Genomic DNA, 20,407 nt, shown 5'->3' on the forward strand with positions numbered 1-20,407 from the left:
CCTCTACCTGCCGCCATACTCCCCGGACCTGAACCCCATCGAGCAAGCCTTCTCGAAACTCAAGGCGCACCTGCGCAGGATCGGCGCCAGAACCTTTACAGACCTCTTCGAAGTCCTCGGAGACATCTGCGATATGTTCTCACCCAACGAATGTTGGAACTTCTTCAAGGCTGCCGGATATGTCGCAGGTTAAAATCGAAACGCTTTAGCCCATTTTTAAGCCGGTTACATGGTTACAAAACGTCTCGTAAATCATTGATTTTATTTGGCGAATGCAGAATTCGAGTCCCTCCGGGCCTACCAGTATTTCGGCGCATCAAAGGAAGATTTCTTGAAACCGAAACAAACGCTGTAGTACAGTCGCACGGTTTCCGGCAATGCAGTTAAAGTAAGAAGCTTATTGCGAATGATATTAACCTCCCTCGACAACATCAGCCAGGTTCAAGAGACCGTACTTGGGGCCGCACATTCTGAAAGCGTTTCCATTTTCGGGGAAGAAGGTTACAGGAATTTCGCCCAACGCCATCGGTTGGAAGACTTCAACCCCATCTACGGCAACTATGCGATAATCTCAAAGACGCCAGACGCGACCCGGATATCAACTGATCATTTCGGTCTCTTCCGCCTGTATGTTTATCGCTCTGATGAAGCCTTCGCAGTCTCGGACAGCATTCTCGAGCTTGTCGAGTTTGCCCGAACCAATCGTCTACCAGTCACGCCCTACGCACCGGCTGCCCATGCATTCCTCATCGGTAAAGGCGTGGGCCAGCAGCTTTCTTCATTCAGGACGCCAGTAGCAGAGATCGAACTGGTGCCCCATTGGTGCGACGTTGTTCTGTGTACCGGAAAACTTGAGCTCGAACGAAAACCGGATGTAAAATGGACACAGGATCTCCGCGAAGCGAACTGGCAGGCCGGGCGGTTCTTTGCGTCATTGTTGAGATCGTATGTTGAAGCCGGAATGAGGCCGTTCATCCGAATGAGTGCGGGCCTGGATTCACGCTGCACGCTGGCTGCCATGTTGTGCATTTCGGATCACGATTGCCTAAAGTACGTGGGGTTGCAGACAAGCCGGCAGGAGAACCGGGCGCACGAGAGGCGGATCGTGATGGATATGATTGAGTATACGCCTTTCGAGGAGATTGACCGAATTCCTTCCATTGGGCGGACTGACTGGTCCGACTGGAAGCGCGCGCATTTAGGCAGTCGGTCGCATTTTGCCAAACAGCTAACCTACGGCCCCCCCTTTCCTGGCTTCACGGGAGCGTGTGGTGAGCTCGCGAGGGAGTTTTATGATTGGGACGGAACGGTCAGCGGCATCCGGATGCCGAATGTTATCCCGGAGGATATCAGAGAGCAGGTTTCCGATGACATTGCGGCTGCGGTCGCGCGATTTGATGGCCAATGCAAGGATTTGCTCACGGTTGAAAACAAGCATTATCAAATGTTTCGAAATCGGTTTCACTTCGGGTCGGCGCTTAGTGAGACGATTTTTGGGTTTCCTCCTTTGGTATATGCGCTTTTGTCCAATGACACCGGACGCGGCGCGAATGAACCACTGCATCGCCTGATATTCGAACTCGGCGGGAAAGAGGTCTTGGAACATGAGTTCGACGAGGAGGAGAAAGGCTTCGCTGGTCCGATTCCCATGGATTGGCGGCAGGTTCGGTTCTCGGAATCCGATCTTATCGAGCGTGAGATATATCTGGATGGTTTGATGGCCGGGAGCCAATTCTCGGAAGCCGAACGCGCCAATCGTGTGGCACGGCCCGTACCGCGACTGGTCTCCGATCAGTTCCTTGGCGAGTGTTCAGCTCTCCTTGCTGAGGTCAAGTACCAAGGGTTATTGTCTGACCATCTGGTGTCTGTGGCCCAAAAGCAGCTCGCAACCCTTCGTGACAAGCGAGACAGGGCGATACCGGCGATTTTCCCGGCCCTGTTTGCCGCATTGTCGCTCGGAGTACCGGCCATGGATAGGAGGATCGACTCGCGCGCGGACACATCAGGCTGAGCGGTCTTGAGATCTAGGACGATGGCGAGCCGGCATACGTGAGGGAGGACGGGGCGAGCCACACCCGTGTCACCCAGCTGATGTTCCTTCTGAACGAAAAGATCGACACGCGCGGCAAACGTCGCGCGGGCTTCGTTGCCGGCGTGTCAGGCGTGCTGGCCAGAACCGGCGCGCCATCCTTGGGAGGCGGCCGGCAATTCTGGATCGCAAAGACTTCACCTTGGCCGAAAATACGCTAGGTTAGCACTTGAGCCGTCTGATGCACCTGCTCTTGCGCCAACGTGGGAAGAGGCGGCCGGTTATTCGGAGGTAAGGTAGATTATGAAACAGCTTTTCACACCCCTTGCTTTTGCCTGTACTGTCGCCCTGCCCCTGCCCCTGCCCCTGTCGCTCCAGCCGGCCCAGGCCGATCCTGCCGTCAGGACCGGGCATATCCCCGCGACGGAGCAGCATCAGGCGATCATCGACTGCAAGTACGAGCTGGGCCTGCGCGGGGCGCCGAAGATCCAGGCGACCTACGTGGCCTATCCGTGGGGCGGCGACAGCGTGCTGCGCATCCTGCCGCACGGGAGCGTGGGCGCCGGCGAGGCCGCGTGGATCAACGCCTGCGCCGATGCGCGGCTGGGGCGGGGGACCGCGACCACGACGGTCGTCACGGTCAAGCGCGTGCGCAAGGTCGACAGTATCTGCCCGCCCTGGGCGTCGGTGCTGTATCGCGGGTCGACCTATTGCGTGGGGAATTGAGCCGGCGTTTCCTTGCGGCGGCTTGTTTGACGTAGGGCAGCTTCCCCCTGCCCCGATACCCCTTTCCCCTGTCGCATGCTGCAGTAGCTTTGCGTCCGCTCCTTCAACCTTTCGGGACGCTTGAGGGCTTGCGGGATCGGGCCTGGTGGAGGTCAATCTGTGGCGGGGCAGGCTTGCCCGCGCCGTCCGGCTAAACGGGCCGGACTGTTCGGAATTTTTCGGGCGGAGCGGTTGATCGGGCGGTGACGGGCCTGTTACGCTCGGCCACATTACCGGTTTTCAAACGGATTTCAGCACAAGGGTATTTGTCATGAGTCAGACTTTGTTTCCGGGGGCGCTCGGCGTCCTTTCCGTGACGATCTTCGGCCTTTTTGCAATCGGTTCGGCGCCGGTGGCGGCGGAGCCGCTGGCCAGCCCGTGGCAGAGCATGCGGGTCGAGGGACGTGCGAGGATGGAGCGGGCCTGTGACGGGGACAAGGCCGCGCGACGGCAGATCGTCGAGGGAGTCGAGGCTGGCACCGATTTCTATTCGATGACCAGTATCGGCTATATCCGCCGCCATTGCGGGCTGTTTCGCGAGTATGACAACGCGGCGATCAGCGCAAAGCTGGGCGCAGCGGCGGAGGCCGGTTATCCGGGCGCGCAGTATTACTGGGGTATCAACATGATTGATGGCACCTCGACGCATATCCCGCATGACCCCGAGGGCGGGGCGGCGATGCTGGACCGTGCCGCGCGGTCGGGCCATGGCACAAGCGCGCAGAAGCTGGCCTTCTGGTATGCATTGGGCACGCTGCTGCCGCGTGACCTGGTGAAGGCGCAGGAATACCTTGCCATCGCCGAGGTCGAGGGGGTGAACGCGAATACGGTCGAGTTCACCCGTGGCAAGATCGAGATGGCGGCGGCGCAGGACGGCGTGCCCGTGCCGGAGGCGCCGGAGATACCGGGCGCCGCGGCGAAGCGGGAGGCGCGCGCGGCGGAGGCGGTGTTCGCGGAGCTGAGAGAGCAGTTCGGCGAGGGGTTCGGGGCCGAGACCGGCTATCTGGAGAAGGCGGGGGTGTATTACTTCCGCCATTGCAGCGCGACATCCTTCGGGAAGCTGGCGGTTTTCCGGCTGCAGGATGACGGCGCGGCGCAGGTCTGGAGCGATGAGAAGGCCTGTGTCAACGGGGTGGACGAGACCGACCTGAACGGCGATGGCGAGCCGGAGATCCGGTATTACACGCAGGGCGGCGGATCGGGGACCTATACGGCGTCGGTGAATTTCCTGCACTGGCCCGAGGGCGAGCCGGAGCCGGAGAAGGGACTGTAATACACCACCTACTCCTATTCGTGGTGGGACGGGCTTTATTCGAAATACGGGTATGACAAAGGGGTGGCGAGCCTTCTGGTCACCACGACCGGGGAGCTGGTCGAGGGGCCGAGCTGCAAGTGGGGCGAATACTGTCCGAGCTGGCCGCAGGACGCGGAGTGCCGGGCGGCCATACGGTGCCCGATGGTGGTAGAGAAATCGCTTTACGTGGGTGGCGAGGACGAGCCCTACCCCGATGAACTGCGCGGCGACCGGGACTGGGAGCGGTTCGTGCAGGATGTCTATGAAGGCACCGGTTACAGGCTGGCCAACAAGGGGGCCCCGGAGGGGATCGTGAGCGCCTCGCTCAGCCCGCTGGAGAAGGTGCTGGATGCCGCCCAGGGCGAGATGCCCGGCGAGGTGTCGGAGGCGCGCAAGGACCTGATCAGCGACTGGCTGAACTGATGGGTGCGGCGATGATACGGGCGGCGCTTTGTGCGCTGATGGTGCTGGTCACGGGCCCTGCCCCTGCCGAGACCTACAAGATCGAGAATATCGGCTCGGGCAACCCGCGCGGCGCGACCGACGGGTTGAGTTTCACCTACGATGTGCATCTGCGGCTGGAGCTTCTGCTGGGCGAGCCGGTGGTGGGCACGCGGTTCCGCTGGCAGCTCAACCCCAATTTCAGCGAGGTCGAGGTCTCGGAGCTGGTGACGGAGGAACGGCGGCGGGTGAAACTGCTGAACCTGCCGCGCGAGGCACAGTTGAAGGCGCGGATCTACGACGTGGATATCGAGTTCGAGATGTCGGGGGCGACGGGTGTCTATTACCTGCTGGCCGATGGCGGCGACCCCGGGCCCGGCGATGGCGAGACGTGGAGCTTCAACGTGCCCGGCTCGCCCGACTGGAGCGAGATGTTCTACCGCACCCCGCTGGACGGGCCGGACGACCGGGCCGATTACGTCTCGGAGACGGAGGCGAAACGGATCTGGAAGGAGGGGCTGCACCTGCATACCGCGCGGCTGGTGGATGTGAAGGTGTCGACCCATGACCTCGTGCGCTGGTACGTGCAGCAGAGCAAGGCGCCGGAGGTGGCGGTGACGCGGAAGGCGATCGGCAACCTGGCCGAGGGGATCAGGGAAGGGTTCGGTTATGACCTCGACGCGGAAGAGTTCGCCGAGGTCACGCCGGAGGACCGCTGGGAGACCGAGGGGATGAGTGGCCTGCCCGAGGAAGAGGGGCTGCGGTCGTCAGAGATCGACTACCAGATCCTGAGCGAGCGGTTGGGCAAGCTCTTGGCGATGCCGAAGAAGTTCGAGCCGACGGGCGAGCTGATCCTCTTCGACGCGGCGGTGGCCGAGCTGCGCTCGGACATCGCGGCGCTTGCGGAGCAGCGCACCGAGCGGGGGTTGAAGGACTATCCGCTGAAACTGGGGCTGTCGCCGCGGGAGTTCGAGGAAGGGCATGACGTGCGGGCGGCGGGCAACAGCTATGAGTTGGTCGAAGACGACGGGGCTTTCTGGGTTGCGGACCTGTCCGGGGAGGAGGTCTACTTTCTGGAATATGAGGAGTTTCTTTTCGCCAAATCCGTCGTGGCCCGCACCCGGAAATGCAGCCTTGAGCTATTTGACCCGAAGAGCGAAGAGGTGGTGTTCGAACACGAGTTCGACTGCAACAGCTGGATCCACTTCGTTGACGTTGACAAGGAGGCCCCGCCGGCAGCGGACCGGTTGAAAATCGCGGTTCACGCCGGGCGGAAGCAGATCGTCAAACGCTACCGCGCCGGGGATTGCAGTGACTGGGGGCAAAGCGAGGTGACGGCATTCGACGTAGAGCTCTACGAGTTCGGAACCGACCTGGAATTGAAGCGGGTCGGGTCGGACCGGCACCGACATACGACGAAAACCGCGTCCGCACAGTTTTGCCTGTCGACGCAGTAAAGCCCCCCTGCCCGCCTCAGCGCCCGATCACCAGCTCGGCGCGCAGGCCGCCCAGGCGCTCACTTTCGCCCAGCCGCAGCATGCCGCCATGGGCGCGGGCGATGTCGGTGGCGATGGCAAGGCCCAGCCCCACGCCCGAGCCGAGGTTCTGGTTGCGCGCGGTGTCGAGCCGGACGAAGGGTTTGACCGCCTCCTCGCGCCGCTCCTTGGGGATGCCGGGGCCGTTATCCTCGACCCGGATGCGCAGGGACCGGTCGGTCAGCAGCACCGAGACCTCGGCCTTCGTGCCGTATCGGACGGCGTTGTTGATCAGGTTCTCGACCGCCCGGCGGATGCCGGCCTGGCGGAGCGCCACGGTGCCCTCGCCCTCGGCGAGGAAGAGTGTGACGTCCCGCTCGGCCCGGCGCATGTCCTCGACGATCTGGGTGACCAGGGCGACGGGGTCGACGTGCTTCGCCTCGCCCTCGCTGGCGCCGCGGGCGAAATCGAGGAACTCGTCGATCAGCCGCTCCATGTCGGCCACGTCCTGTTCCATCGCCTGGCGGTCCTCGTCCTCCAGCATGGAAAGGCCGAGCCTGAGCCGGGTGAGCGGCGTGCGCAGGTCGTGGCTGACGCCCGAGAGCATCAGGGTGCGCTGTTCGATCTGCCGCTCGATCCGGGCGCGCATGTCGAGGAAGGCGTTGCCGGCGGCGCGCACCTCGACGGCGCCGGCGGGCCGGTAATCGAGGTGGCGGCCACGCCCGAACGCCTCGGCCGCGCGGGCCAGGCGGGTGATCGGGCGCAGCTGGTTGCGGAGGTAGAAATAGGCGATGACCGTCATGATCGCCGCAAACCCCACCATGTTGACCAGAAGCTGGTGCGGGTTCGACGCCGAGACGCGGCGGCGGTCGAAGCTCATGCGGATCGGGCCGTCATCGCTTGTGAAGAAGAGCGAGACGCGCTTGTCGTCGGGCAGGTCGACCGCCAGCAGGTCGGGCAGCCGCGCCTTGAACTCGCGGATCACGGTGGCGCCGGTGAAATCGTACCAGCGGCGGTAGCTCTCCTCCGGCACCACGCTCTGGGGCACCGGGTCGACCCGGATCAGCAGCGTGCGGGCGAGCGCCGAATCCGACACCTCCTCGGCCGTCATGCCGCTGTCGAGCATGAGCCGGACCTCGCGGCTGACCGAGTTGGTCATCTGTATGGTCACGCCCTCGAAATGGCGCTGGATGAAGATCACCGATACCACCAGCATCACCGAGATCACCGGCAGCAGCAGGATCAGGATGGCGCGGCCATAGAGGCTGCGGGGCATGTAGAGTTTGAGCCAGCGAAAGGACATGCTTGAACCTAGCCAAGGAAATGTGCGTAAGAAAGGCCCATGAACGAGAGCGATTTCAACCCGGAACCGGGCGTGGCCGAGGATCTGGGCGGCGGGGTGCGCAGGGTGCTGGCGCCGAACCCGTCGCCGATGACGTTTCGGGGGACGAACACCTACCTGCTGGGCGCGCGGCAGGTGGCGGTGATCGACCCCGGCCCGGAGAGCGAGGCGCACCTGGCCGCCATTCTCGGTGCGCTGAATCCGGGGCAGCAGGTGACGCATGTGATCGTGACCCATTCCCATGTCGACCATTCGCCGCTGGCCGCGCGACTGGCGCGGGAAACGGGCGCGCGGGTGCTGGGCTTCGGACCGTCGGGCTCGGGCCGCAGCGCGGTGATGCGGGAGTTGGCGGCGCAGGGGCTGGAGGAGGCCGGCGAAGGCATCGACGCGGGGTTCGCGCCGGACGGGGAGCTGGCCGACGGAGAGACGGTGACGGGCGAGGACTGGTCGCTCACCGCGCTCTGGACGCCGGGGCACCTGGGCAACCACCTTTGCCTGGCCATGGGCGACACGGTCTTTACCGGCGACCTGGTGATGGGCTGGGCCAGTTCGCTGGTCTCGCCCCCCGATGGCGACCTGACCGATTTCATGGCGTCGTGCCGGCGGTTGCGCGTGCGGGGGGCCGAGATCTTCCATTCCGGCCACGGCGCGCCGATCACCGCGCCGATGGCCCGGCTCGACTGGCTGATCGCCCACCGCGAGGGGCGCGAGGCCGCGATCCTGAAGGCGCTGGAGGCCGGGGCTGCGGACACCGCCACGCTGACGGCGGCGGTCTATACCGACGTCGCGCCGCAGATGTGGCCGGCGGCCGAGCGCAACGTGCTCGCGCATCTCATTGACCTCTATCAGAAAAACCGTGTCGAACCGGTGGGGGCGCTGTCCCAGCACGTCCCCTTCCGGCTGGTCTGACCGCCCCTGCCCGGATCGGTGAAATTTTTGTCACAAACCCACTGGACGCCACCGGAGGCTATTGCTATATCGCGCCTCGTGTTCCGGCGTAGCTCAGCGGTAGAGCAGTTGACTGTTAATCAATTGGTCGTAGGTTCGATCCCTACCGCCGGAGCCAAAACTTCCCTAAGCTACTGAATTCATTGGAAATCCGAACTGGTGGCCCTGCGCCAGAGCCTTGCCTCGGACTTCGACGTGGCGCTGATCTACGAGGCAAACGACCGGGTGCACGACACGCTGATCTCCTATTGCGGCAACCGCTTCATCCTCAACGCGCTGGATTTCCACGAGCCCTCGGGCCGGATGAACGAGTACCGCCACTACCAAGACCGCGCGCGGATCCGCACCGCCTGTGACGAGCATATCGCGATCATCGACGCGGTTGCCGCCGGCGAGATGCCGCATGCCGCCGAACTGATGCGCCAGCATATCCTGCGGGCGTCGGAAGCCGGCGCGCGCCCCGTCCGCGACGCGGAGGCCGGGCAAAGCCAGGGGCGGTCCCGGAACGGCTAGCTTTTCCGACCGGACTCAAGAAGTGGTTCGGCCGCGTCCGCCATCGCTTCGATCCCGCGGGAGGCGTCGATCCGGGCCCAGGTCATCGTGCCGATATCCTTCTCCGACTGCCCGCGCACCACATCGGCATCGGCGTCGGAAGCGTCGCCGTGGCGTTCGGTGACGCGGCGGGTCAGCGTGTCGACCGGCGCATCGAGCCAGAGGCCGGTGAAGGGCACCTCCATCTCCTGCGCCAGCCGCCCTGCCCCGTCCCGCTCGTCGGGTGACAGAAAGGTGGCGTCGAGCAGCACTGACTGGCCCGCGGCCAGCAGGTAGCGGGCTCGGTCGGTCAGGCGGGTGTGGACGGCGCGCGCGGCGTCTTTCGTGTAACTGTCCGCCGGCAGCGTGTCGCCGGGCGCGACGCCCGCCAGCGCCTTGCGCTCCAGGTCGCTGCGCAGGTGGACCGCGCCGGGGCGGCGACCGATCCCGGGGGCCAGCCGGCGCGCCAGGGTCGTCTTGCCGGTGCCCGACAACCCGCCCACGGCGACGAGGTGCGGGCCGGTGTCGTACAGGGCATCGAAGGCCGTGTCGAGATAGCCGCGCGCCTCGCGCCGGACCTGCCCACGGTCGCCCGCGCCGGTCTGGACCGCCACCATGGCGCGGATGCCCGCCCGCAGGGCGAGGAACAGCGGCAAGGCGGCGAGCCCCGCATCCTGCCTCCCCTCCTGGGCGTGCAGCCACGCGTTCTGCACGATGTTCGCAGGGCGGGTCAGGCCGCGGTTCAGCAGGTCCATCACCAGGAAGGCGAGGTCGTAGAGCACGTCGCAGGTGCCCAGTTCCTCGTCGAATTCCAGCGCGTCGAAGAGGACCGGCTTGCCGTCGATCAGTACCAGGTTGCGCAGGTGCAGATCGCCGTGGCAGCGCCTCAGGTGACCATCCCCGGCGCGGGTGTCGAGGAGCGGTGCGGTCCGGTCGAAGGCGGCGCGGGTCCGGGCCGAGAAGCCGGCGACACGCTCGGGGCCGAATACCTCCTCCATCTCGGAGAAGGCGGTTTCCAGCTCGTCGATGATGGCGCCGATCCGGGCGGCGCCGTCGCCCGCGCGCCGCGGGGCGGCGTCGTGATAGGCGGCGATCTCGCGCCCGAGCCTGTCGGCCAGATTGTCGGTCAGGTCGCCGCGCGCGGCCAGTTCGGAAAGCTCGTTCTCCTTCGGAAAGCGGTGCATCCGCAGCACCCATTCCACGGGCTTGCCTTCGCCGTCGAGGGCGAGGCCCTCGCCCTCGCGGGTGATGGGCAGGACATCGCGGTAGATCTGCGGCGCGGCGGGCCGGTTCAGCTCCAGCTCGCGGCGGAGCATGGCCTCGCGCGTGTCGAGATCGGTGAAGTCGAGGTAATCGAAATGCACCGCCTTCTTCACCTTCAGCGCCGTGTCCCCCGCAAGGAAGACATGCGCGCCGTGGGTTTCGACGTGGTCGGGCGCCGTGCCGTCATGGGTGGCGGGGTTTTCGAGAAAGGATATCACCTCGTCCTGGCTGTCGCCGGTCATGGTTGCCGCCTTTCGGAGACTTGGCTTGGAATTGCGGTCCTGGTGCCGCCCGCCTCAGGACAGGCGCTCATCCGATCGGTCGGGCCGGGTGAGCGCGGCGGCGACGGCATCCCCCGGAAGGTCGAGATCCAGAGGGCCGGTGCCCGTGACAAGGGTCTCGACCGTGCGCAGGACGCAGGTGTCGCTGAAGGGTTTCACGATGACCTCGTAATCCCGCATCGCCTCGGGCAGATCGTGCAGCGGGTTGGCCCCGTCGGTGAGGAACAGGACCGGGCAGGCATGATCGGCCAGCCGCGCCGCGGTGTCGAGTCGCTTGCGCCGCTCGCGCCGGCCGAGATCGACGATCCCGAGATCCGGGAGGGCAAGGTCGATGGCGCGGTTGGCGCCTTCGGCGGAGTTGCAGACGATCACGGGGTAATACCCCCTGTCCTCCAGCATCGAGGCCACGTCGAGCGCGACGACATTCTGGTCTTCGAGGATCAGTATTCTGCGGGCAGACATTGGCGTACCTTTCCAGAGGTTCCGTCTTTCCCTGATGTCGGGACTTTGACCTGCGGACACAACCGGGCAGGCAAAATCTGGCAGGGTCCAGGCGCGGCGGAGGCCGCCACAACGGGTTTGAAGGGATGCCTTGCAGCAGAAGCGAAACAGCCCATGAAGGAAAGTTAGCCCGTTTCCGGCCCTATTCGAAGTGCCAGCGGATTGCCTCTTCCCCGCAGGCGGAAACCAGCCTGAGTGGCCGCGGCGCACGGAACATTCCCGCCGGTGCCGCTGTTGGCTGGACAGGAGGCTCTTTCATGGAAAACACGCCCGATATCACCAGGTTCCGCACCCGCGAAGGCGACTTTGTCGGTCCCGAGGAACTGCATGATCTGCTGTTGGATGAAGGCTATTCCGCCGGCAATCGCGAGCAGTATCTCAAATCGCTCCTGACCGAACTGTCGCGGGCCGAGGCCGAGCACGAGCATCACCGTGACGGGCGCGACGCGCTGCTGCGCGAGGTGCATGACATCCTGTCCCAGGAACAGGACAAGCAGGGCAATGCCCCGATGGCGGACGACGCCTGAGGCGGTCAGCGTTGTGAAGGATGAAGCGGCCGGGCCGGGTGACCTGCCCGGCCGCTCCCATGTCAGTCGATCTCGGCGCAGGCGATGCGCTCGCCGGCGTCACCCGAGGACTGGCTTTCGTAATCATCCGAGCCGCCATGCACCAGAAGGGCGCGGCCCGAGACGTCGTTGTCCCCTTCCCCGAGCGAGGCGAAGGTGTTCAGCACCTGCGCCTTCAGCGTGCCATCGGCCGCGACATACTGGTTCGGCATGTCGCCGGCATGGGGGCTGCCGTCCACGAAGAACCCGTGCTTGGTGTCGCCGGGATTGAAGTGGCCGCCGGCGGATTTGAACCCGTCTTCGGGATCGCAGCTTCCCTCTTCATGGATGTGGAAGCCGTGCCAGCTTTCCGGCGGCAGGTTCTGCAGGTCGAGCTCGATCAGCAGGCCGTGGGGCGTGCCGGTGAGGGTGGCGGTGCCGGTTTCCTCGCCCTCGGCCGACAGGAACGTGACCTCCTGCGTAGGCATCTCGCTTTCGCCGTCCTGCGCGACGGCGGCGGGGGCGAGCCCAAGGCAGAGCGCGGCGATGGCGCCGCCGCAAAGCGCGCGCGGGGTGCGTGAGGGTGACGGGTGGCGATGGGTCATGTTGGAGTGTCCTTTCTGTGGTGGGCAGGCCCGGCGGCCCTCGACGGGAGGTTGCGGGCTGCTCAGGGGAAAACCGAAAGCGAGCGGTCGTTGTTCCCGAGACGGTCGCGCGGGTCATAAGCGCGCACATCGGCCGGCGACCCGCCACAGGGGCAGGCCCGGCCGGTGCAAGGGCGCCTGCCTAGGCGGTCGCCTGGTTGACGCGGAGGTTGTTCTGCACGTGAACCACGCCCGAGACGCTGTCGGCGCAATCCTCGGCATGCCGCTTGGCACGGCGCGAGTCGACGGTGCCGTCGAGCGTGACCTCGCGGTCGCTGACGCTGACCGTGACCTCGGTGGCGTCGACATACCGGTCTTCGGTCAGCCGGTCGTTGACGTCCTCCTCGATCCGGGCGTCGGAGCGGACATAGTTCTTGGGTCCGCGCCCGCGGTGGTCGGCCTCGCGGCGTTCCTCCGCCGCCTCGTTGCCGAACCAAGAGGCGACCTCGTCCTCGGCGCGCGCCAGCATGCCGCGCTCTTCATAGCCGCGCGGGGGCTGGCGGTGGTCGTAATCCGAGCGTCTTGGCGCGTGGCCGGGGTAGCCGGTGGGCATCCCCGGTTCGGGGGCCGGGTAGACCGGCACGGGCCACGGGTAGCCGGCGGCGGGATATGTGCCCGCGCCGTAGGCCGCGGCGTCATGCCGGCCGTAATAGGGGTCTTCGTAGCCATAGGGGCCGGGCCGCTCCTGCCGGTGGCGGCGGGCCAGCTCCATGCGGGCTTCGTGTTCTGTCATCGGATCGGGTCTGCGGGGCATCTGGGCCTCCTTTGCGAAACGGGCCGGGGAACCGGCGGTGGGTTTCAGGAACAAAACAAAGTGGTCAAGGCGCAGGTTCCTGACCGGAGCGGCTGGCCCGCCGAAACCGGCCGGCCACGCCCCTGCCCGCTCAGACCGCCGCGCGGCTCAGGACCGCGGCGCAGATCACGCCGCAGGCGCTGGCGACGCCGGTCAGGTCGTCGCCGTCGCGGTGGGCCTGCGGAAACAGTTCCGTCACCAGCGACGCGACGACGGCACCGGCCGCGACCGCCCGGATCAGGCCCAGCGGCCCGTCGCCCGCCTCCTGCAGCAGGAGATTGCCGCCGATGGTCACGCCGGACAGGATCAGCGCCGCAATCCCCCAGATCAGGGCCACACGGCGCCCGGACCAGCCCCGCTCGCGCATGTTGCGGGCGCCGGCGGCGGCTTCGGGCAGGTTCGAGAGCATGATCGCCGCCGCGAAGGCCGAGACCTCGCGGGCGCCGGCGCCGATCAGGTCGACCCCAAGCGCCAGGTTTTCCGGGATACCGTCGAGCGAGATGGCGGCCAGCAGGCTCAGCCCGCTCTGCCCGCCCCAGATCTCGTCGACCCAGTGATCGACGATGGCAAACCCCGCCGCCCCGGCCAGCAGCGCCAGCGACGCGGGCCCGGCCCCGGCGGTGTCCATGGCCGGCATGAACAGTTCCAGCACAAGCGAACTCAAGAGCGCGCCGCCGCCGAAGGCCAGCAGGTTGCCCTTCACCCGCTCGGGCAGCGGCAGGAAATAGCCCCAGGCCGCCCCGATCAGAAGCGAGGCGGCGACGGCGACGACGAGAAGGGTCAGGAGCATCGACGGCTCATTGCAGCAGGTCGGCCTCCCAGTATTCCTTTCCGTCGGTGTGCCGGCCCGAGATCAGGGCGGCCACCGTCCGGATCGCGGCGCGGGCGCTGCCGATGGGAAGACCGAAGCGCGACCAGTTGTCATGCCCCTCGCCGTCATGCAGCGGCACGACCACGTCATAGCGCCATGCCTCGCGCAACTCGCCATAGGCGCTGGTGGCGCGGGTCTCGATATCGTCGAGATCGGGGCGTGAGAGGATGCCTTCCTGCCGCGTGGCGCGATGGAGGAGCTTGCGGCGCTGGATGTCGGTGACCAGCGCCTCGATGTCGAGCCCGGCCTCCTGCGCGGCGCGCACCTCGTCGCGCGAGAGCGGCGAGAGGAAGACCGAGCACGTGTCGTAGCGGTCGAGCACGCCGGCCTCGCGCAGCGCGGCGGGCATCCTTGGATTGCCCTCGTAAAGCGCGTGGCGGCCGGTGGCGTGGATACGGTCGATCGCCGCCAGCTCCAGCGCGTGCAAGTCGCCGCGATTGTCGACGACCACGTGGCCCTTGTCCTTCCGCAGCTTTTCCAGCTCCTTCCGCGTGCGGAAATGGTAGGCCTTGCCGTCCTCCTCGCCGGGGCGGCGGAGGCGGTCGGTGGTCAGGACCAGCGTTTCCAGCGTTTCGGCGACCTTCGGGCAGAGCGTGCCGATCCCCTTCACCAACGGGCTTTTCCCGATGCAGGACGGGCCGGAGATCAGGATCAGCTTCGGCATGGTCGCGGGCCTAGTCCGCCGTCGGCGCGCCGCCGTCGGGGTGCAGCACGTGGCCGGTCATGAACGAGCTGTCCTGACAGGCGAGGAAAAGGAGGGAGGGGGCGACCTCGTTGGGCTGGCCGGGGCGACCCATCGGGCTGCCCTCGCCGAAGCCCTCGACCTTCTTCGGCGGGAAGGAGGCGGGGATCAGCGGTGTCCAGATCGGCCCCGGCGCCACGCCGTTCACCCGGATTCCGCGCGGCGCCAGCTTGTGGGCAAGCGCGCGGGTGAAGGACAGGATCGCGCCCTTGGTGGCGGAATAGTCGATCAGCAGGTCCTCGCCCCGGTAGGCGGTGACGGAGGTGGTGGCGACGATGGCCGAGCCGTCGTCGAGATGCGGCAACGCGGCCTGCACCATGAACATCTGGCCGAAGATGTTGGTGCGGAAGGTGGCCTCGATCTGCTCTTCCGAGACGTCTTCGAACTCTTCCTGCCCGTGCTGTTCGGCGGCGTTGTTGACAAGTACGTCGAGCCGGCCCCATTCGCCCGCCACCTGGGCCACGGCGTCGAAACAGAACCGCCGGTCGCCCACGTCGCCGCGGATCGCCATGCCCTCTGCCCCTTCGGCGCGGATGGCATCGAGCGTGTCCTCGGCATCGCGGTCCTCGTTTAGGTAGAGGATGGCGACCTTGGCGCCTTCGCGGGCGAAGAGCACGGCGGTGGCGCGCCCGATCCCGGAATCGCCGCCGGTGATCAGGGCCACCCGGCCCTTGAGCCGGCCGGAGCCGGGATAGCGCGGCATGTAGTCGGGCGCGGGCGACATCTCGTGTTCGAGGCCCGGCTGCTGGTTCTGTACGCGGTTGTCGGAATACTGCGTCATGAGAAGGCTCCAAAGGCTATGAGGATGGCGATGAGGGCGACCGCCCCTGCGGCGAGGGCCAGCAGGCGGCCCGGGCGCAGGCGCGCCCCCTGAAGCTCGGCCGGGCCGCGCTTGTGGTCGGCGGGCGGGGCGCGGTGGGCCTCCGCCTTCTCGGCCACGGCCACTTCCTCGCGCGTGGGGGGCGTGCCGGCGGCCTCGGCATCGGTGCCGAGCGGCGCGGCGGCGGGATCGGAGGCGGCGGCCTTGTCGGCGGCCCCTCCCCGGTCGATGTGGTCACGCAGGCGCGCGGCGCCTGCCGCGCCGTTTTCCTCGGCGGCGTCGGTGTCGGGTGGGCTGGGTTTCCGGCTGTCCTGCGTCATGTGTTTCCAACAAGCCCGCCGCGCGGAAGTTCCGGCCCCCTCTGCGTTTTGCCGGAAATCTGCCGAGCCGGCGCCGCGGCAATCGGCACGATGCCGGGAACATCGTGGCCGACGGGGACGTTGGCCTTGCGGGCGGACATGCCCGCGGCCCCTTCCAAGGCGTTCACAGGAGTATGGCTTGAGCACCAGCACACGCCCGACAGTCGTCATCACCGGCGCGATGGGCCGGATCGGCCAGCAATTGCGCGCGCGCCTGTCGCGACAGTACAACGTCGTCGGGCTCGACCTGCCGGATGCGGCCGAGGGCAAGTGCATCGGCTGCGACCTGACCGACCCGGCCTCAGTCGAACTGGCCTTTCGCACGCTGGCCGAGGAGCATGGGCGCGCCATCGCCTCGGTCATCCACCTGGCCGCCTATTTCGACTTCTCCGGCCGCGAAAGCCCGCTTTACGAGAAGGTCAATGTCGGCGGCACGCGCAACCTGGTCCGGGGCCTGCAGGATTTCGAGGTCGAGCAGTTCATCTATTCCGGCACGATGCTGGTGCATGCCCCCACCCGCCCCGGCGAGCTGATCGACGAAAGCTCGCCCATGGGCCCCCGCTGGGCCTATCCGCAATCGAAGGCCGAGACCGAGGCGGTGCTGCGCGAGGAGGCGGGCGATATTCCGGTGCTGTTCCTGCGGCTGGCCGGTCTCTACGACGACACCACGGCGGTGCCGACCCTGTCGCACCAGATCGCCCGGATCTACGAGCGCGACATGGAATCGCATGTCTATGCCGGCGACACCTCCGCCGGGCAGGCCTTCCTGCACCAGGAGGACATGCTGGACCTGTTCGAGCGGGCGGTCGACAAGCGCGGCGAGCTGGAGCCGGGGCTCGAGGTGCTGGCGGGCGAGCCGGAGGTGATGAATTACGACGCCCTGCAGCACCGGATCGGCGGGCTGATCCATGGCGAGGAGGACTGGCAGACCCTGTCGCTGCCGCCCTCCGTCGCGAGGCTGGGCGCCAAGCTGCAGGTGCGGGCCGAGCCGGTCGTTCCGGATGCCTTCGACGAGGGCGAGACGCCGTTCATCCGGCCCTTCATGATCGACATGGCCTCGGACCATTACGCGCTCGACATCACGAGGGCGCGCGAGCGGCTGGGCTGGTCGCCGGACCACCGGATCGAGGACGGGCTGGAGGCACTGGTCGCCTCGCTCAAGGCGGACCCGGCGGGCTGGTACCGCGCCAACGGGATCAAGCCGCCGGCATGGCTGCGCTCGGCCGACGAGCGGAGCGAGGACGCCGAGGCGCTGCGCGTCCGCCACGAGCGGCGGTACCGCGAGGCGCATCGCGACGGGCTGTGGGCGCATTGGGTGAATGCCGGGCTCGGCGTCTGGCTGATGAGCGCGCCGGCACTTCTAGGCTACGAGGACACGTGGATGACCGTCAGCGACGTGGTCGCGGGCGCGCTGGTCATCGTTTTCGCTTTCCTGTCGATGTCATGGCGGCTCTGGCCCGCGCGGTGGGTGACGGCCGGCCTGGGCGTCTGGGTGATGGCGGCGCCTTTGCTGTTCTGGGCGCCGACGGCCGCGGCCTATGCCAACGGCACGCTGGTGGGGATGCTGGTCGCGGGCTTCGCCGTGGCGATCCGCCCGCCGCCGGGCGTGTCGGCCGCCGCCGCACAATCCGGGCCGGTGGTGCCGCCGGGGTGGAGCTATTCGCCCTCGGACTGGTTCCAGCGCCTGCCGGTGATCCTTCTGGCCGTCGTAGGCCTGATCATCTCGCGCTACCTGACGGGCTACCAGCTCGAAAGCCTGCCGGGGATATGGGAGCCGTTCTTCGAGGGGACCGAGCCGGGCAAGAACGGCTCGGAACAGATCACCACCTCGGACGTGTCGGAGGCGTGGCCCGTTCCGGATGCGGGCGTCGGCGCGCTGACCTACGGGCTCGAGATCCTGGTGGGCGCCATCGGCTCGGCCGCGCGCTGGCGGACGATGCCGTGGCTGACGGTGCTGTTCGGGATCATGATCGTGCCGCTGGGCGCGGTGTCGATCTTCTTCATCGTGATCCAGCCGATCCTGATCGGCACCTATTGCACGCTCTGCCTGATCGCGGCGGCGGCGATGGTGCTGCAGATCCCCTTCTCGGTCGACGAGATGGTCGCGACCTACCAGTTCCTGCGCCGCCGCCACAAGGCCGGGCAGCCGTGGCTGAAGGTGTTCTTCACCGGCGATACCGACGAGGGGCCGACGCGCTTCCCCGCCGAGGATTTCGAGCGCGGCCCGCGCGAGATCATCCGCGACATGCTGGTGGGCGGCATGACCCTGCCCTGGACGCTGGCGGCAAGTGCGGCGCTGGGGGTGGTTCTCATGCTGCTGCCGCTGTTCGTGACATGGGAGAGCCCGATGGCCGGCACCTTCCACGTGGCAGGTGCCCTGGCGATCACGGCGGCGGCGACGGCGCTGGCGCCGGTCGCGCGGCTGGCGCGGGTGTTCAACATGGTCATCGGGGTGGCGCTGCTCTTCGCGCCCTTCGTGGTCGAGGCAAGCTGGGGCGTGTTCGCCATATCGGCGCTGTCGGGGCTGGCGCTGATTGCGCTCAGCATCCCGCGCGGGGCGGTCAACGACAGCTATGGCGACTGGGACAGGCTGATCCGATAAACTGCCCTTTCCCGAGCCCTATTCCGGCTCGGGCGGCGTTTCGTCGGGCCAGCGGGGCGTCTCGCGCGGCTCGTTCGGCACTTCGCGCGGCTCGGGCGGCACCTCGTCCGGCTGGCCGGGCAGTTCATCCGGGCTTGGCGCCGGGACCTCGTTGGGCTGGCGTCCGGCTTTCACGGTATGAGGGGTTGGTTCCAACATTGTAACTCTCCTATCCATGGCCGCTCAGTCGGCGGCGGCCCAGTCCTCGGCCTTGTCCACCTGGTCGCGCAGGAAGAACTCGACCTCGGCGCTGGTCAGCGCCCCGGCGGCCTTGGCGCTCAATCGCTCGCCGCCCGTGCCGCCGACCACGGCGATGCGGCGGAAATCGTCGAAATGGCGGGCATCGAACTTCAGGTCCTTCCAGAGCGTCGCGATATCCCAGCCGCGCATGTCGTCCAGCTCGACCACGGCGTTCAGCTTGCCGCCCGATTGCTTGATCGCCTGTTCGATCTCCGGCACGGCGGTGTCGTATTCCTTCGACGTCAGCTTGCCGCTCACGCGGATGGTGACGAGCCTTTTGGCGGGGGTATGGCCGATCTCGATCATCTGCATTCTCCTTTTTGCCGGAATTGGTCAGAGGGGAAACGCGGGCGTCCTGCGTGACGTTCCCCGCCAGGCCGTGGCGCCATCGGCGGAATGCCGCCCCCTGCCCCGGCCGCTCACACGGGATCGCGATTTCGTGAGCGGAGCCGGGAACCGGGCCGGGCCAGGCCGGGTTGATCCCGTGACCCAGCCTTCGCGGAGTGCCGGCCATGGCCCAGACGACCGATCCGACCCGCCCCTCCGTCCCGTCAGACGCGACCGATACCAAGCTCAAGCGCGCCATCGGCCCGGGCCTTCTTCTGCTCTTCATCGTGGGCGACGTGCTGGGTACCGGCATCTACGCGCTGACCGGCAAGGTGGCCGAGGAAGTCGGCGGCATGGTCTGGGTGCCGTTCCTCGTGGCCTTTGCCGTGGCCACGCTGACCGCCTGCAGCTATCTCGAACTGGTCACCAAGTACCCCAAGGCGGCGGGCGCGGCGCTTTACACGCAAAAGGCGTTCGGCATCCATTTCGTGACCTTCCTCGTGGCCTTCGCGGTGATGTCCTCGGGCCTCACCTCCTCGGCCACGGCGGCACGGGCCTTTGCCGAGAACTTCTCGACCGGCTTCGCCTTCGAGTTCGGGCCGGTGGCGGTGACGATCATCGGGCTGGCCTTCATCGGGGCCATCGCGCTCATCAACCTGCGCGGGGTCAGCGAGAGCGTTCTGCTCAACGCCGTCTTCACCTGTATCGAGCTGACCGGCCTGATCATCATCATCGGCATCGGCGTCATGGTTTTCGGCGAGGGCGAAGCGGATATCGGCAAGGCGTTCGAGTTCGAGAGCTCTGACGGGATATTCTGGCCGGTGATCGCGGGCACCACGCTGGCCTTCTTCGCCATGGTCGGGTTCGAGGATTCGGTGAACATGGCCGAGGAGACGAAGCGGCCCGCGCGGACCTTTCCCAAGGTGCTGTTTGCCGGGCTGGCGATTGCGGCGCTGCTTTACCTGATCGTCTCGATCGTGGCGATTTCCATCGTTCCGGTCGAGGATCTGGCCGAGGGCGACACGCCGCTTCTGAAGGTGGTCGAGACCGGCGCGCCGGCCTTTCCGCCGTGGGTCTTCGGGCTGATCACCATGATCGCGGTGGGCAACTCGGCCCTGATCAACCTGCTGATGGCCAGCCGGCTCGTCTATGGCATGAGCGAGGAAGGCGTGCTGCCAAGGGTGCTCGGGCGCATCAACAGGGCCCGCAAGACGCCCGTGACGGCGATCCTCTTCACCTCGCTGCTGGCGGCGGGGCTGGTGACCTTCGTGGGCGCTGTGCCGGAGCTGGGCGGGACGACCGCGCTGCTGCTGCTGGCGGTCTTCACCGTGGTCAACGTGGCGGTGCTGGTGCTGCGGCGCGACAAGGTCGAGCACGAGCATTTCAAGAGCCCGACGGCCGTGTCGGTGGCGGGCGCGCTGAGCTGTGCCTTCCTCGTGGGCCCGTGGACAGGGCGCGACCCGTCGCAATACACGATCTCGGCGGTGCTGATCGGGATCGGCGTGGCGCTCTGGCTGGTCACGCGGCTGTGGATGCGCCGGTCGGAGTAGGCGCG

At 66.7% G+C, this 20,407-nt stretch carries 22 protein-coding genes and 1 tRNA gene; 12 read left to right on the top strand and 11 right to left on the bottom strand.

The window, feature by feature from the left end; translation table 11 throughout:
• The 6 genes from RLN94_RS13905 to RLN94_RS13930 all read left to right on the top strand — a co-directional run.
• Nucleotides 1–193 (top strand): transposase (locus RLN94_RS13905; protein ID WP_350169093.1); only part of this gene is annotated, 193 nt, incomplete at its 5' end.
• A 213-nt stretch (nt 194–406) separates the two neighbouring features.
• Nucleotides 407–2,011 (top strand): hypothetical protein, encoded by a 1,605-nt coding sequence (locus RLN94_RS13910; RefSeq protein WP_350065557.1) that lies wholly within the window; start codon nt 407–409, stop codon nt 2,009–2,011.
• A 321-nt stretch (nt 2,012–2,332) separates the two neighbouring features.
• On the top strand, nt 2,333–2,755 hold the full coding sequence (locus RLN94_RS13915) for a hypothetical protein (protein ID WP_350065555.1): 423 nt from the start codon (nt 2,333–2,335) through the stop codon (nt 2,753–2,755).
• A 310-nt stretch (nt 2,756–3,065) separates the two neighbouring features.
• Nucleotides 3,066–4,067 (top strand): SEL1-like repeat protein, encoded by a 1,002-nt coding sequence (locus RLN94_RS13920; RefSeq protein WP_350065553.1) that lies wholly within the window; start codon nt 3,066–3,068, stop codon nt 4,065–4,067.
• Nucleotides 4,068–4,130: 63 nt separating this feature from the next.
• Nucleotides 4,131–4,511, top strand: a complete 381-nt coding sequence (locus RLN94_RS13925) for a hypothetical protein (RefSeq protein ID WP_350126015.1) — start codon at nt 4,131–4,133, stop codon at nt 4,509–4,511.
• Nucleotides 4,511–5,986: a hypothetical protein gene (locus RLN94_RS13930; protein WP_350065549.1), complete on the top strand. Its 1,476-nt coding sequence runs from the start codon at nt 4,511–4,513 to the stop codon at nt 5,984–5,986. The genes RLN94_RS13925 and RLN94_RS13930 overlap by 1 nt, the downstream gene beginning before the upstream one ends.
• A 16-nt stretch (nt 5,987–6,002) precedes the next feature.
• Here the strand turns inward: RLN94_RS13930 and RLN94_RS13935 are convergent, their stop codons facing one another.
• The gene (locus RLN94_RS13935) at nt 6,003–7,307 is read right to left on the bottom strand and encodes an ATP-binding protein (protein WP_350065547.1); all 1,305 of its coding nucleotides are present in this window, start codon (nt 7,305–7,307) and stop codon (nt 6,003–6,005) included.
• Nucleotides 7,308–7,346: 39 nt separating this feature from the next.
• Here RLN94_RS13935 and RLN94_RS13940 point away from each other — a divergent pair, with 39 nt between their 5' ends.
• From RLN94_RS13940 to RLN94_RS13950, 3 genes are all read left to right on the top strand, one after another.
• On the top strand, nt 7,347–8,255 hold the full coding sequence (locus RLN94_RS13940; protein ID WP_350065545.1) for an MBL fold metallo-hydrolase: 909 nt from the start codon (nt 7,347–7,349) through the stop codon (nt 8,253–8,255).
• Nucleotides 8,256–8,337: 82 nt separating this feature from the next.
• Nucleotides 8,338–8,412, top strand: a tRNA-Asn gene (locus tag RLN94_RS13945).
• A gap of 41 nt (nt 8,413–8,453) precedes the next feature.
• The gene (locus RLN94_RS13950; protein WP_350065543.1) at nt 8,454–8,807 is read left to right on the top strand and encodes an FCD domain-containing protein; all 354 of its coding nucleotides are present in this window, start codon (nt 8,454–8,456) and stop codon (nt 8,805–8,807) included.
• Here RLN94_RS13950 and RLN94_RS13955 read toward each other — a convergent pair.
• Both RLN94_RS13955 and RLN94_RS13960 read right to left on the bottom strand, forming a co-directional pair.
• Nucleotides 8,804–10,330, bottom strand: coding sequence for a bifunctional aminoglycoside phosphotransferase/ATP-binding protein (locus RLN94_RS13955; protein ID WP_350126012.1), 1,527 nt, complete (start codon nt 10,328–10,330; stop codon nt 8,804–8,806). The two genes, RLN94_RS13950 and RLN94_RS13955, sit on opposite strands and share 4 nt — an antisense overlap.
• 54 nt (nt 10,331–10,384) lie before the next feature.
• Nucleotides 10,385–10,831 (bottom strand): ANTAR domain-containing protein, encoded by a 447-nt coding sequence (locus RLN94_RS13960; RefSeq protein ID WP_350126009.1) that lies wholly within the window; start codon nt 10,829–10,831, stop codon nt 10,385–10,387.
• Between the two features lie 296 nt (nt 10,832–11,127).
• Here RLN94_RS13960 and RLN94_RS13965 point away from each other — a divergent pair, with 296 nt between their 5' ends.
• Nucleotides 11,128–11,397 (top strand): hypothetical protein, encoded by a 270-nt coding sequence (locus RLN94_RS13965; RefSeq protein WP_350126006.1) that lies wholly within the window; start codon nt 11,128–11,130, stop codon nt 11,395–11,397.
• Nucleotides 11,398–11,459: 62 nt separating this feature from the next.
• Here the strand turns inward: RLN94_RS13965 and RLN94_RS13970 are convergent, their stop codons facing one another.
• From RLN94_RS13970 to RLN94_RS13995, 6 genes are all read right to left on the bottom strand, one after another.
• Entirely contained in the window at nt 11,460–12,020 is a 561-nt protein-coding gene (locus RLN94_RS13970) for a superoxide dismutase family protein (RefSeq protein ID WP_350126003.1), read from the bottom strand.
• A gap of 181 nt (nt 12,021–12,201) precedes the next feature.
• The gene (locus RLN94_RS13975; protein ID WP_350126000.1) at nt 12,202–12,813 is read right to left on the bottom strand and encodes a BON domain-containing protein; all 612 of its coding nucleotides are present in this window, start codon (nt 12,811–12,813) and stop codon (nt 12,202–12,204) included.
• A gap of 130 nt (nt 12,814–12,943) precedes the next feature.
• Nucleotides 12,944–13,642 (bottom strand): ZIP family metal transporter, encoded by a 699-nt coding sequence (locus RLN94_RS13980; protein WP_350125997.1) that lies wholly within the window; start codon nt 13,640–13,642, stop codon nt 12,944–12,946.
• A gap of 7 nt (nt 13,643–13,649) precedes the next feature.
• Entirely contained in the window at nt 13,650–14,387 is a 738-nt protein-coding gene (locus tag RLN94_RS13985) for a hypothetical protein (protein WP_350125994.1), read from the bottom strand.
• Between the two features lie 10 nt (nt 14,388–14,397).
• Nucleotides 14,398–15,246, bottom strand: coding sequence for an SDR family oxidoreductase (locus RLN94_RS13990; RefSeq protein WP_350125991.1), 849 nt, complete (start codon nt 15,244–15,246; stop codon nt 14,398–14,400).
• Nucleotides 15,243–15,605 (bottom strand): hypothetical protein, encoded by a 363-nt coding sequence (locus RLN94_RS13995; RefSeq protein ID WP_350125988.1) that lies wholly within the window; start codon nt 15,603–15,605, stop codon nt 15,243–15,245. Before RLN94_RS13995 ends, RLN94_RS13990 begins: the two co-directional genes overlap by 4 nt.
• Before the next feature lie 178 nt (nt 15,606–15,783).
• Between RLN94_RS13995 and RLN94_RS14000 the strand changes: the two genes are divergently transcribed.
• Nucleotides 15,784–18,246 carry a vitamin K epoxide reductase family protein gene (locus RLN94_RS14000; RefSeq protein ID WP_350125985.1) on the top strand — a complete coding sequence of 821 codons (2,463 nt, stop codon included), beginning with the start codon at nt 15,784–15,786 and terminating at the stop codon, nt 18,244–18,246.
• An 18-nt stretch (nt 18,247–18,264) separates the two neighbouring features.
• Here RLN94_RS14000 and RLN94_RS14005 read toward each other — a convergent pair whose 3' ends face one another.
• Nucleotides 18,265–18,444 (bottom strand): hypothetical protein, encoded by a 180-nt coding sequence (locus RLN94_RS14005; protein WP_350125982.1) that lies wholly within the window; start codon nt 18,442–18,444, stop codon nt 18,265–18,267.
• A 24-nt stretch (nt 18,445–18,468) separates the two neighbouring features.
• A complete protein-coding gene (locus tag RLN94_RS14010; RefSeq protein ID WP_350158783.1) occupies nt 18,469–18,831 on the bottom strand; it encodes a SpoIIAA family protein in 363 nt (120 codons plus the stop codon).
• Nucleotides 18,832–19,037: 206 nt separating this feature from the next.
• Here RLN94_RS14010 and RLN94_RS14015 point away from each other — a divergent pair, with 206 nt between their 5' ends.
• A complete protein-coding gene (locus RLN94_RS14015; protein ID WP_350125976.1) occupies nt 19,038–20,402 on the top strand; it encodes an APC family permease in 1,365 nt (454 codons plus the stop codon).
• The last annotated feature ends 5 nt before the right edge of the window (nt 20,403–20,407 follow it).

The organism is Roseovarius sp., from assembly GCF_040223625.1.
Lineage (GTDB): Bacteria > Pseudomonadota > Alphaproteobacteria > Rhodobacterales > Rhodobacteraceae > Roseovarius.